This is a genomic window from Massilia sp. DJPM01, from assembly GCF_030348125.1.
GTDB classification, from domain to species: Bacteria; Pseudomonadota; Gammaproteobacteria; order Burkholderiales; family Burkholderiaceae_D; genus Telluria_A; species Telluria_A frigida.
Genome location: NZ_JAQOZV010000037.1, coordinates 19,528 through 31,432 on the forward strand (window position 1 = coordinate 19,528; position 11,905 = coordinate 31,432).

The 11,905-nt window shown below is 62.9% G+C and carries 11 protein-coding genes; 7 read left to right on the forward strand and 4 right to left on the reverse strand.

The genetic code is table 11. The annotated features are described in order from the left end of the window. Window positions 1-2 precede the first annotated feature (2 nt). Window positions 3-1,760 (reverse strand): glutamine--tRNA ligase/YqeY domain fusion protein, encoded by a 1,758-nt coding sequence (locus tag PO883_RS21765; protein ID WP_289311602.1) that lies wholly within the window; start codon window positions 1,758-1,760, stop codon window positions 3-5. A 206-nt stretch (window positions 1,761-1,966) separates the two neighbouring features. Between PO883_RS21765 and PO883_RS21770 the strand changes: the two genes are divergently transcribed. From PO883_RS21770 to PO883_RS21785, 4 genes are all read left to right on the forward strand, one after another. Then, window positions 1,967-2,257, forward strand: coding sequence for a DnaJ domain-containing protein (locus tag PO883_RS21770; RefSeq protein WP_289311603.1), 291 nt, complete (start codon window positions 1,967-1,969; stop codon window positions 2,255-2,257). Between the two features lie 77 nt (window positions 2,258-2,334). After that, window positions 2,335-2,838 (forward strand): hypothetical protein, encoded by a 504-nt coding sequence (locus PO883_RS21775; protein WP_289311604.1) that lies wholly within the window; start codon window positions 2,335-2,337, stop codon window positions 2,836-2,838. A 2-nt stretch (window positions 2,839-2,840) separates the two neighbouring features. After that, the gene (locus PO883_RS21780; RefSeq protein WP_289311605.1) at window positions 2,841-3,620 is read left to right on the forward strand and encodes a hypothetical protein; all 780 of its coding nucleotides are present in this window, start codon (window positions 2,841-2,843) and stop codon (window positions 3,618-3,620) included. Continuing rightward, window positions 3,620-4,510: a hypothetical protein gene (locus PO883_RS21785; protein ID WP_289311647.1), complete on the forward strand. Its 891-nt coding sequence runs from the start codon at window positions 3,620-3,622 to the stop codon at window positions 4,508-4,510. Before PO883_RS21780 ends, PO883_RS21785 begins: the two co-directional genes overlap by 1 nt. Before the next feature lie 57 nt (window positions 4,511-4,567). On the opposite strand, the gene PO883_RS21790 is transcribed toward PO883_RS21785, so the two are convergent. Next, the gene (locus tag PO883_RS21790; RefSeq protein ID WP_289311606.1) at window positions 4,568-5,458 is read right to left on the reverse strand and encodes a LysR family transcriptional regulator; all 891 of its coding nucleotides are present in this window, start codon (window positions 5,456-5,458) and stop codon (window positions 4,568-4,570) included. A 105-nt stretch (window positions 5,459-5,563) separates the two neighbouring features. Here PO883_RS21790 and PO883_RS21795 point away from each other — a divergent pair, with 105 nt between their 5' ends. Next, the gene (locus tag PO883_RS21795; protein WP_289311607.1) at window positions 5,564-6,778 is read left to right on the forward strand and encodes an MFS transporter; all 1,215 of its coding nucleotides are present in this window, start codon (window positions 5,564-5,566) and stop codon (window positions 6,776-6,778) included. Window positions 6,779-6,980: 202 nt separating this feature from the next. On the opposite strand, the gene PO883_RS21800 is transcribed toward PO883_RS21795, so the two are convergent. Together PO883_RS21800 and PO883_RS21805 are read right to left on the reverse strand one after the other, a co-directional pair. Then, a complete protein-coding gene (locus PO883_RS21800; RefSeq protein WP_289311648.1) occupies window positions 6,981-7,607 on the reverse strand; it encodes a pyridoxamine 5'-phosphate oxidase family protein in 627 nt (208 codons plus the stop codon). Window positions 7,608-8,048: 441 nt separating this feature from the next. Further along, on the reverse strand, window positions 8,049-9,293 hold the full coding sequence (locus tag PO883_RS21805) for a CaiB/BaiF CoA-transferase family protein (RefSeq protein WP_289311608.1): 1,245 nt from the start codon (window positions 9,291-9,293) through the stop codon (window positions 8,049-8,051). A 237-nt stretch (window positions 9,294-9,530) separates the two neighbouring features. Here PO883_RS21805 and garD point away from each other — a divergent pair, with 237 nt between their 5' ends. After that, window positions 9,531-11,081, forward strand: coding sequence for a galactarate dehydratase (garD, locus tag PO883_RS21810; RefSeq protein ID WP_289311609.1), 1,551 nt, complete (start codon window positions 9,531-9,533; stop codon window positions 11,079-11,081). A 2-nt stretch (window positions 11,082-11,083) separates the two neighbouring features. After that, the gene (locus tag PO883_RS21815) at window positions 11,084-11,890 is read left to right on the forward strand and encodes an NAD(P)-dependent oxidoreductase (protein ID WP_289311610.1); all 807 of its coding nucleotides are present in this window, start codon (window positions 11,084-11,086) and stop codon (window positions 11,888-11,890) included. Window positions 11,891-11,905: the final 15 nt, after the last annotated feature.

An 11,905-nucleotide genomic window follows, 5' to 3' on the forward strand; every position in this document is an offset into this window, starting at 1 on the left:
GTTTATTTAACCCAGCTATCTTTCAGCGTGGTAACTCTGTTAAATACCGGCTTGCCTGGCGTGGAATCGACGCGGTCGGCGACGAAGTAGCCGTGGCGCTCGAACTGGAAGCGCTGGTCCGGTTCGGCCGCGCTCATGCCCGGTTCCAGGTAGGCGGTGACCACTTCCAGTGCGTTCGGGTTGAGGAAGGGTTTCCAGTCGCGTCCGCCAGTATCCGGCTGCGCCTCGGTGAACAGGCGGTCGTACAGGCGCACTTCGGCTTCCAGGGCGGTCGCGGCGCTGACCCAGTGAATGTTACCTTTGACCTTGTAGGTGTTCGAACCTTCGGTGCCCGATTTGCTGTCTTCAAAATACTTCACATGCACGGCGGTAATGTTCCCGTCGGCATCTTTGTCATAGCCGGTGCACTCGGTCACGTAGCCGTGGCGCAAGCGGACCCGGCTGCCAGGCGCGTCGCCGATCGGCGGGAAGTACCGGAAGTATCCCTTGCTCGGCACTTCCATGAAGTCATCCTGCTCGATCCACAATTCGCGCGTGATCGGGAAGGTACGCAGGCCGCGCTCCGGGAAGTGCGGGTGCACGGGCGAGCTGCATTCGACCGATTCGCCTTCCGGGAAATTGTCGATGATCAATTTCAGCGGACGCAGCACGGCGGTGGCGCGCGGCGCCTTCGGGTCGAGGTCGTCGCGCAGGCAGCCTTCCAGCGTGCTCATGTCGATCCAGCCATCGGCCTTGGACACGCCGATGCGCTCGCAGAACAGCTGGATCGCTTGCGGCGTGTAGCCGCGCCGGCGCAGGCCGACGATGGTCGGCATGCGCGGATCGTCCCAGCCGCTGACGATGCCTTCGTCGACCATCTCGCGCAGCTTGCGCTTGCTGGTGACGACGTAGGTCAGGTTCAGGCGCGCGAATTCGTACTGGCGCGGCACCGGCAGCGTGAAGAAGCCGCCTTCGGCCAGGGTGGCCAGCAGCCAGTCGTAGAACGGGCGGTGGTCCTGGAATTCGAGCGTGCACACCGAATGGGTGATGTTTTCCAGCGCGTCCGAAATCGGGTGCGTGAAGTCGTACATCGGATAGATGCACCAGGCGTCGCCCGTGCGGTGATGGTGCGCATGGCGGATCCGGTAGATGGCCGGGTCGCGGTTGGTCATATTGGGCGAGGCCATCGAATCGGCGGCCATCTTGATGCGCAGGATGTGTTCGCCGTCCTTGTACTTGCCCGCTTTCATGTCGCGGAACATGGCCAGCGATTCTTCCGGCGTGCGGCTGCGGAAGGGCGAATTGACGCCCGGCGTGCCGAAGTTGCCGCGGTTTTTCTTGATGTCGTCGGCGCTCTGGCTGTCCACGTAGGCGTAGCCGGCCGTGATCAGGTATTCGGCCATCAGGTACAGGCGCTCGAAATAGTCGCTCGCGTAGTACAGGTGGCTCTCGCCCTGCTGTTCCCAGCTGAAACCGAGCCACTTGACGCTGTCGATGATGGTGTCGACGTATTCCTGTTCTTCCTTGGCCGGATTGGTATCGTCGAAGCGCAGGTTGCAGCGGCCCTGGTAGTCGCGCGCCAGGCCGAAGTTCACGCAGATCGATTTGGCGTGGCCGATGTGCAGGTAGCCGTTCGGCTCCGGTGGAAAGCGGGTAATTACTGGCGGCAAGCCCTCGCGCACGTGGGTGCCGGCGGCCAGGTCGTTCTCGACGATGGCGCGCAGGAAGTTTGGCGACGGGGCATTCGCAGCCGGCGCCGCAGGGTTTTTTTCGTTGCTCATGGAGAAATGCTTTGCGAATGATAAGGTTGTGTCATTTTAGCGCAATTAGGTGTGTATATAATTAGATAGGTGTGTATCTAATTCGGAATAGGCTTGTGTCAGCGCTTCGAGCGTGGCATGGATTGGTGCCGGCACCCGCGTTCCGCCCGGCCGACGCCGTTCTATAGGATAATCTCGCTTTATAGTTTCGGCAGCAGGAGTTTCCCGTGGACAATTTATACACCATCCTCGGCGTGGCGCCGAATGCGACCGACGACGAGATCAAGAAGGTTTACCGCTCGCTGGCGATGCGTTTCCATCCGGACCGCAACGACGCCCCCGGTGCGGAAGTGCGTTTCAAGAGCATCACCAAGGCTTACGACATCCTGTCCGACCCGGCCAAGCGCGAGGAATACAACCAGAGCGTCAACCACCGCATCATCATCGATGCGGAAGAAGAGGCATTTGCCTTGTGGCGTTCGCTGTTCAGCCTGAACGGCGTGAGCTTGCCGGCGTAAGCGCCGCCCCGTATCCGCGCCAACATTCACGCGCAGTGTATCAGCGCAGTCATACGCACTACCAACAGGACCAGAAAATGAGAAAAGTACATCCCGAATTTGCCTACCAGTCGCGCGAACTCGGCGGCCAGATCGACGGCATTTTGGGCGACCCGCCGAACCGCAAGAACTACGACATGATGCTCAATGCGCTGGTGGGCGAATACGCCGGCGGCGGCGGCATCGAAGACGTCAACATGATGAGTTTCGCGCTGGTCGATCACATCACCTTCAGCGATCCCAAGGGTTTGCTGGTGGAAGCGGGCGACTACGAAGGCGGCAGCCCGGAAAAAGTGTTCGCCATGGCCGCCTGCGAAGGCGACGCCGAAGCCATGTACAGCGCCATGACCGGCAAGCACCCGGAACTGGCGCGCCAGGCCATCATCACCGCTTTCCTGTTCAAGCACCCGCGCCTGTGGGACGAAGACGACGAATCGCTCGAACAGCTCTCGCGCGACGATGACGGCGACGACCGCTACGACGACGAAGACGACGGCGTCACCGACGACTTCGCCCAGATGTTCGACAAGGAAGGAGATTGAGCATGAGCGAAAACAGCAATCTGCCCGCGTTATCGAAACAGATCAGCGAACTGGTACTGGCCGGTTCGCTCTCGCATGCCGAACATGCGTTTTCCGAGGCGGTCGAGCAGTATGGCGACCTGGCCGTGGTCGAGGTGCTGGCGACGCTGGCGCCGCAGGTCACGGCCTTGCACCTGTCCGGTTTCGACGGCGGCAAGACCTCGCTGGCCACCTTGCTGGTGCCGCCCAAGGCCTGGGCCGACAGCCTGGCGTTCTTTGCCGCGACCTGGTCGGACGACATGATCGAAGACGACCCTGAACGCGTCGCCGAAACCCTGTTCGCGCACGTGCACGGCATCGTGTTTTCGGCCGACGAACCGGAACGCCGCCAGGAGCTGCTGGCTGAAGCCTCGGCCACCGACCACGGCGCGACCGTGTTCGCGATCCTGTTCTCGATGGCGCCGAAGGAAATGCTGGAACTGGCCGGCGAAGTGCTGGCCAAGGGCCCGTACATCACCAGCCAGACCTCGTCCGACAGCGACGTCGCGCCGCTGGCGATCGAACTGGCCAAGGCCAGCGAAGATGGCTGGGACCGTGCCCTGTTCGAGCTGTTCCCCGACTTCCGCCACAGCGGCGACATCGCCGACGCCGAGTACAACGACGACCCGGACGAAGAGCAGAAATTCCTGCAGCGTTCGACCAAGGAATTGCTGTACCGCTTGCGCAAGCAGGTGCCATCGTCGCGCAGCAATGTGCCCAAGCGCGGCGTGCGCAAGAGCATCGGCACGGGAATCTTCTCGTGATGGAGGCGGCGCAAAACACGCTGCCGGCCATCGTCGTCGAACGCCTGCCGCGGCTGGTGCGGGCGATCCGCTGCCTGTCCGCGCGCGCGATCGGCGACGAAACGGTGATCCTGGCCGACGAACTGGCCGGCATCACCGCCATGGTGGCCGAAAAGTTCACCAACGACCGCACCGCCGACGGCATCCAGAAAGCCTTGCTGCTGACGGTGGGCTGCGTGTCGCTGGGGCTGGAACATGAGCTGATGCACGAAGGTGACGAAGCGGCGCTCGATTTCCTGATCGAGCATGGGGCCGAGCATGCGTTCCAGGCGGGCTTTCGCATGGTGCGCGACCTGGCCGCCTTGCCCGAGGATTCGCTGGTGGGCGAGTACGACCAGGACCCGGTGTACGCGCAGCGGCGCCTGAAGGATTTGTTCGTCGACATCTGCAGCGCCGATCCGCATCAGAACTGGGCCGGCTACGAGAAGTTCGAGGTGCAGTACAAGCAGCGCAAGGCGGTGCAGGCGATCGTGCGCGCGGCCGGCTGGCTGCGGCGCCATCATTACGCGGGTCCGATCAACGACGCCGACCTGAACGCGGAAGGGGTGATTGCGGTAGCGATCATTTTCGCGATCGAGGGAGCAGGGCGGATCGTGGCGCGCACCGGGCAGGCCGATTTCGAGCGTCTGGTGAAATCGGTACGCAAGAACAAGCCCGATTATGAAGAGGGCTGGGCGGCGCTGATGAAGCAGGTGCCGGCGCAGCACCAGCCGGTGATCGCGGAGCGGATCGCGTCGTACCGCACCAACTGCACCGTCATCCAGAAAATCCGCACGCGCACGGCGATGAAGACCTTGTTCGCCGAGTTCGAGAACTATGCGGGGTCGGAATTGGATGCGGATTACGGCTAAGGCCACCGTCCTCAAAACCGTCGTTCCTGGCACTGTCAGGAACGACGCTTAGGCGGATCAACCAGCCGCCTCTGCCGCCAACGCCAAAAACGCCTGCACCAGCGGCGCATGCTCGCCCTTCCTCTGCGCCAGCAGCAAGGTCGTCGTCGCCGCCGGATCGAGCAGCGGCCGATAACACACCCCATCCATCCTGATTCGCTCGAACGACCCTGGCAGCACCGACACCCCGCACCCTGCCGCCACCAGTCCGATAATCGTCGACGCCTCCCCCGCCGTCTGCTCCACCCTCGGCACGAACCCCGCATCCCGGCACAGCCTGAAAATCTGCGGATAAATCCCCGTCCCCGCGCTATGCGGATACATCACGAATGGCAGTTCCGCCATCTCGCTGAGCGCGATCGCCTTCTTGCGCGCCAGGGCCAGGCCGGTCGGCAGCACCGCCACCAGCGGGTCCTCGCGCAGCGCGGTCAGGCCGATGTTCTCGGGCAGCCCGGCCTCGGGCGGGCGCACGAATCCCAGATCGAGCTCGCGCCGGGCCAGCGCGTCGAGCTGCGGCACGGTGGCCATCTCGTGCAGGGTCAGCGTCACCGCCGGATACTGCTGGCGGTAGCGGTTGATCACGTTCGCAAACAAGGGCGTGAGCGGCGTCGAGAACGTGAACCCGATGCGCAGTTCGCCCGCCTCGCCGCGCTCGGCCCGGCGCGCGGTGGCCGTGGCTTGCTCGGACAAGGCGACGATGCGGCGCGCATCGGCCAGGAACAAGCGGCCGGCTTCGGTCAGCCTGACCCAGCGCTTGGTGCGCTCGAACAGCTGCGCGCCGATGTCCGCTTCCAGCATCTGGATGGCGTGGCTGAGTGGCGGCTGGCCGATGTGCAGGCGCTCGGCCGCGCGCGTGAAGTGCAGCTCCTCGGCCACGGCGATGAAGTAGCGAAGCTGGCGAAATTCCATGGCTGTAATCGATTTGATGTATTAGAAACGACTTAAATATATATTGGACGGTATAAAAGCGCAAACCTAAGATGACTCCAGTTTATTCACTTCGGGTCGCCCATCATGTCTTCCAGTGCCGTCACCGCCGCTTCGCCCGCCTTCAAACGGATCAACCGCGCCATGCTGTGCGGCGGCTTTTCCGCCTTCGCGCTGTTGTATTCGGTGCAGCCGCTGATGCCCCTGCTGGCGCACCAGTTTGCGCTCACGCCCGCCCAGAGCAGCTGGTCGCTGTCGATTGCCACGCTGGCGCTGGCGGTGTCGCTGGTGATCAGTGGCGCGCTGTCGGACCGCATCGGTCGCAAGAAGCTGATGACATTTGCGCTGGTGGGCGCCGCCGGTTTCACGGTGCTGACCGCCATCGCCCAGAACTACGCCCAGTTGCTGGTGCTGCGCGCCTTGCTCGGGTTTTCGCTGGGCGGCATGCCTGCCGTCGCCATGGCTTACCTGAGCGAGGAGATCGAAGGACCGTCGCTCGGCTTGTCCATGGGGCTCTACATCAGCGGCACCGCGCTGGGCGGCATGGCGGGGAGGGTGATCGCCTCGGTGGCGAGCGACCATTACTCGTGGCGCCTGGCGCTGGGGCTGATGGGCGCGGCCGGTTTGTACGCGGCTTGGGAGTTTGCGCGCAGCCTGCCGGAGTCAAGCAATTTCAGGGGCGGCAAGCCTGGCCTGCGCGGTTTGCTGGAAGGCGCCCGCACCCACCTGCGCGACGATGGCATGCCGTGGCTGTTCGGGCTCGGCTTTCTGGTGATGGGCGTGTTCGTGAGCCTGTATAACTACATCGGCTACCGCATGCTGGCCGCGCCGTTTAACCTCAGCCAGAGCGCGGTGGGGGCGCTGTCGGTGCTGTATCTGATCGGGATGTTCAGTTCCGTGTGGGCCGGCCGCCTGGCGGACCGGATCGGACGGCGCAATGTGCTGTGGATGGTGATGATGATCATGCTGGCCGGCCTGGTTCTCACGCTGTCCAGCCATCTGCTGCTGATTTTGGCGGGTATGAGCTTGTTCACGTTCGGTTTTTTTGGCACCCATTCGGTGACCAGCAGCTGGGTGGGGCGGCGGGCGAGGGCGCCGCAAGCGCTGGCGTCGGCCATGTACCTGTTCTTTTACTATATCGGGTCGAGCGTGATCGGGTCGGTGTCGGGGCTGGTGTGGAGCGCTGCGGGGTGGAATGGGGTGGTTGGGCTGCTGGCGCTGGCGCTCGGTCTGGCGCTGGCGATTGCACTGCGTTTGCGCGGGCTGGCGCCGATTGAGGCGGTCAACCTGAAGGTCGCGTAAGCGCGTCGTTCCCCGCGCCGGATCGACGGTTGAGGTAATTTTTGTGCTACCTCACACGCAATCCGACACGGGGCATATGGTGATCGACAGCTCGCTCCAACGCTGCCTGTCAAGCCCGCGGGTCGATCCAGACGATCATGCTGCCATCGGCACGCCGGATCGCGGCCATTTGGTGGCGATGAAATCTCGTAGACCAAAATCGTCAGTACATAGTGGATTTTAGGCGCTCGGGCAAGTCGGCATCGTACTTTAGACCATCAATTGCCCCATCACTGACCTCCGCAAGAATCTTCCCTAGACTCGGCAGATCATCCCGGGCGATGTGCATAGAATGATCCCAAAGGCGCGACCGCAGCACTGCACGGGAGCACTGGAAGAAAACAGCTTCAACCTTTATCACCAACACGGACCGAGGGGGCTTCCCATCAACACAAAACGTCGTAAGCAAGTCTGGGTCGAGGTGGATCGATGCTTTGCCCACAACCCGAAGTGTTTCCCCAATCCCAGGTATCACGAACAGGAGAGCAACGCGCGGGTCATGAACAATATTGCGCAAGCTATCTATCCGGTTGTTTCCCCGCCGGTCCGGTAGGAGCAAGGTGTTCGCATCGTGAATGCGGACGAATCCGGCCGAGTCGCCTCGCGGCGACAGATCCATTCCCTCTGATCCACTTGTTGCGAGGAGTACAAAGGGCGCAGCCTCGATAAATTTCCGATACCGTGGATGCACGTAGGCGACTTCCTTCTTGACCGATGCAGCAGCAGGCGCACCATAAAGTCTTTCAAGCGTATCGATATCCGAGACGGCATAATTAGGGTTAAGCTGGATCACGTTGGTCTACCTCCTCACTATAAAAAACCGGAACGCTGACTTAGCAGTGCTTTGGCGCTGCGAACACCGCTCGAACGACCGCTCCTGGCCGGTCCCTGCCGATTGTACTCGACGCTAGCGGTGCTGCTGTCGATGTGGGCAGGATGCCTTCCCGTTGCGGACGCGCAGACTTCCGCTCAGATGCCCGGTTCGACGACAGCACGTGAAAGATGTTTAGTTCGGTGCAAGTGCTCTCGCTACATCCTGGACGAGTTGTAGATATTGGGCCAGATCTTCTCCGGTCGCATCAGGATTCTTAAGCACCATTTCAAGTAACCCAGTTTCTGGACATCCCCAATCCGTCGCCAACAGAATAGCGTCTGTGATCTCCTTCAAGCGGCGACGGCACTAACGCATCTGACTGCTTCTGTCAGCTCAAGTCTGCACTACGACAGGTGATTAAATCGCGCCTTTCGCCCTCAGTGCCGCAATCTCTTCATCGCTGCGCCCCAGCAGATCGCGCAGCACTTCATCGGTATGCTGCCCCAGCATCGGCGGCGGCAAATCGGCCTGCGCTGGCGTGAGCGACATCCTCATCGGGCTGCGCACCAGCTTCACCTTGCCCGCCGCCGGATGATCCATCTCGATCGCCACGCCGCGTGCCTTCACCTGCTCGTTCTCGAACACTTCACCGACATCGTTGATCGGCCCGCACGGCACGCCGACTGCTTCGAGCTGCGCAATCCACTCGTCGCGCGTGCGCGTCTTGACCATCTCCGCCAGCAGCGGCACCAGCACGTCGCGGTGCTGCACGCGCAGCGGATTGGTGGCGAAGCGCGGGTCCGCCCCCAGGTCGGGCCGTGCACCGGTTTCGACGAACTTCTGATACTGCCCATCGTTCCCGGTCGCGACGATGATATGCCCATCGGCGCACGCAAACGTCTGATACGGCACGATGTTGGCATGCGCATTGCCCCAGCGCTTGGGCGCCTTGCCGCTGTTAAGGTAATTGCTGCCCACATTGGCCAGCATCGCCACCTGGGTGTCGAGCAGCGCCATGTCGATGTACTGGCCCTGCCCCGTGCGGTCGCGGTGCGTGAGCGCGGCCAGCACCGCCACGGTGGCGTACATGCCGGTCATCAGATCGGTCAGCGCCACGCCAGCCTTTTGCGGGCCGCCGCCGGGCAGGTCGTCGCGCTCGCCGGTCACCGACATCAGCCCGCCCATGCCCTGGATCAGGAAGTCGTAGCCGGCCCGGTGCGCATACGGCCCGTCCTGGCCAAACCCGGTCACCGAGCAGTACACCAGGTCCGGCTTGATCTCTTTCAGGCTGGCGTAATCGAGGCCATAGCGTTTCAGCTGCCCGACCTTGTAGTTTTCCAGCACCACGTCAGCCTCGCGCGCGAGATCGCGGATCAGCGCCTGGCCCTCGGGCGTGGCAATATCGACCGTGACGGAACGCTTGCCGCGGTTCGCGGTCAGGAAGTAGGCCGCCTCGCTGGTGTTGTTGCCGTCGGCGTCGCGCGCGTACGGCGGGCCCCAGGCGCGGGTGTCGTCGCCCACGCCGGGACGTTCGATCTTGATTACATCGGCGCCGAGATCGGCCAGGTTCTGGGAGCACCAGGGTCCGGCCAGCACGCGCGACAAATCGAGTACGCGGATGTGGCCGAGCGCCTTGGGCATGCCCGAAAATGCTTGAGTCATTGTGTCTGCCTTGTTGCAAATCAGGCAGCAATTATATCGGCTCAAGCCCCTCTGCGGCCAAGCGCGCAACGCGGCCGGACCGCCCTGACCATTTTTTGATGAAAAGTTAAATTGGTCAGACCAATAACGTGAATTGGACTAGCCGATTTTAAAGTTTGCTGGCATACTTGGCAAAACCGACCGCAAGGCGTCCGCATTTCCCGGGCTCATGCGGGTGCGGGCAGACAAGGCTACCAAATGACGACACCGGAAAAAACACCGCTCCATATCCGCATGCACGCGGGCGACAATGTCGCCATCGTGGTCAACGATGGCGGCTTGCCGGTGGGGGCCGTGTTTCCCGACGGGCTGGTGCTGGTCGACGCCGTGCCGCAGGGGCATAAAGTGGCCTTGGCCGACCTCGCCGAAGGCGATGCGGTGATCCGCTACAACGTCACCATCGGTTTCGCCGCCCGCGCACTGCCCAAGGGCAGCTGGATTTCGGAAGCGGTGCTGCGCATGCCGGCCGCGCGCGAGCTCGAAGGCTTGCCGATCGCCACCCGCGCCGCACCGGTCATGGAAGCGCTGGAAGGCTATACCTTCCAGGGCTTCAAGAACGCCGACGGCTCGGTCGGCACGCGCAACATCCTGGCCATCACCACCACCGTGCAATGCGTCTCCGGCGTGGTCGACCATGCGGTCAAGCGCATCAAGAGCGAACTGCTGCCGCGCTACCCGAACGTGGACGACGTGATCGGCCTCGAACACAGCTACGGCTGCGGCGTGGCGATCGATGCGCCGGGCGCCGAGATCCCGATCCGCACGCTGCGCAACATCACCCAGAACCCGAATTTCGGCGGCCAGGCCATGGTGGTCAGCCTGGGCTGCGAAAAGCTGCAGCCGGCGCGCCTGTTCCCGCAAGGCTCGATCCCGATCCTGAACGGCGCCGATCCCGCGCACGTGTGCCTGCAGGACGAGGGCCACGTGGGCTTCCAGTCGATGATCGACTCGATCATGCGCACCGCCGAGGTCCAACTGCAGGTGCTCAATGCGCGCCAGCGCGAAACCTGCCCCGCGTCGGACCTGGTGGTCGGCGTGCAGTGCGGCGGCAGCGATGCGTTTTCCGGCGTGACGGCCAATCCGGCAGTGGGCTACGCGACCGACCTGCTGGTGCGCGCCGGTGCCACCGTGATGTTCTCGGAAGTGACGGAAGTGCGCGACGGGATCGATCAACTGACTTCGCGCGCCGTCAACGCGGAAGTGGCCGAAGCGATGATCCGCGAAATGGCCTGGTACGACGCCTACCTGACGCGCGGCGGCGTCGACCGCAGCGCCAACACCACGCCGGGTAACAAGAAGGGCGGGCTGTCGAACATCGTCGAAAAGGCGATGGGATCGATCGTCAAGTCAGGATCGTGCGCGATCACCGGCGTGCTCTCGCCCGGCGAGAAACTCAAACAGAGAGGGCTGATCTACGCAGCCACCCCCGCCAGTGACTTCATCTGCGGTACATTGCAGCTGGCGGCGGGGATGAATATCCACGTGTTCACCACGGGCCGCGGCACGCCGTACGGCCTGGCCGAATGCCCGGTGATCAAGGTCGCCACCCGCAACGACCTGGCGCGCCGCTGGCATGACCTGATGGACGTGAACGCGGGCCGCATCGCCAGTGGCGAAGCGAGCATCGAAGACGTCGGCTGGGAGTTGTTCAAGCTGATGCTCGATGTCGCCAGCGGCAGCAAGACCTGGGCCGAACACTGGAAGCTGCACAATGCCCTGACCCTTTTCAATCCTGCACCGGTAACCTGATTATGAGCAAACCATTCAAACGCATTCTGCTGACCGGCGCCGCCGGCGGCCTCGGACGCCTGCTGCGCGAGCGCATCAAACCATGGGCCGATATCATCCGCCTGTCCGACATGGCCGATGTCGGCCCGGCCGGCGAAGGCGAAGAAGTGGTCCAGTGCGACCTGGCCGACAAGGCCGCCGTGATGGCGCTGATGGAAGGCGTGGACGCGGTACTGCACTTCGGCGGCATTTCGACCGAAGCGCCGTTCGACGCGATCATGCAAGCCAATATTCTCGGCATGGCCAATCTGTACGAAGCGATTCACAAGGCCGGCGTCAAGCGCGTGGTGTTCGCCAGCTCGAACCACACGATGGGCTTCTACAAGACCACCGACCTGGTCGACGCCGACATGCCGACGCGGCCTGACGGCATGTATGGCGTCAGCAAGGTGTTTGGCGAATCGCTGTCGCGCTACTACTACGACCGCTTCGGTATCGAAACCGTGTGCCTGCGCATCGGTTCGTGCTTTCCGGAGCCGCTCAATCCGCGCATGATGATTACGTACCTGAGCGCCGACGACCTGGTCGAAGCGCTGCGCTGCTCGCTGTTTGCCGCGCGCGTGGGCCACACCATCGCCTTCGGCGTGTCGGACAACAAGGCCAAATGGTGGGACGACCGCAAATCGCGCCACCTCGGTTTTGTGGCCAAGGACAGCTCGACCCGGTTCGAGCACATGTTCCCGGACAACGGCAACTACGCGCCGGCCGACGACATCAGCATCACCTTCCAGGGTGGCAGTTTTCTTTTGACGGGGCCTCAATATAACTAGCCTGCCGTCGCTGGT

What these genes read in the sequence shown, in the direction of transcription:
- PO883_RS21765 (WP_289311602.1), bottom strand. Translation starts at nt 1,760, where the DNA reads ATGAGCAACGAAAAAAACCCTGCGGCGCCGGCTGCGAATGCCCCGTCG.
- garD (WP_289311609.1), top strand. Translation starts at nt 9,531, where the DNA reads ATGACGACACCGGAAAAAACACCGCTCCATATCCGCATGCACGCGGGC.
- PO883_RS21785 (WP_289311647.1), top strand. Translation starts at nt 3,620, where the DNA reads ATGGAGGCGGCGCAAAACACGCTGCCGGCCATCGTCGTCGAACGCCTG.
- PO883_RS21790 (WP_289311606.1), bottom strand. Translation starts at nt 5,458, where the DNA reads ATGGAATTTCGCCAGCTTCGCTACTTCATCGCCGTGGCCGAGGAGCTG.
- PO883_RS21775 (WP_289311604.1), top strand. Translation starts at nt 2,335, where the DNA reads ATGAGAAAAGTACATCCCGAATTTGCCTACCAGTCGCGCGAACTCGGC.
- PO883_RS21805 (WP_289311608.1), bottom strand. Translation starts at nt 9,293, where the DNA reads ATGACTCAAGCATTTTCGGGCATGCCCAAGGCGCTCGGCCACATCCGC.
- PO883_RS21795 (WP_289311607.1), top strand. Translation starts at nt 5,564, where the DNA reads ATGTCTTCCAGTGCCGTCACCGCCGCTTCGCCCGCCTTCAAACGGATC.
- PO883_RS21780 (WP_289311605.1), top strand. Translation starts at nt 2,841, where the DNA reads ATGAGCGAAAACAGCAATCTGCCCGCGTTATCGAAACAGATCAGCGAA.
- PO883_RS21815 (WP_289311610.1), top strand. Translation starts at nt 11,084, where the DNA reads ATGAGCAAACCATTCAAACGCATTCTGCTGACCGGCGCCGCCGGCGGC.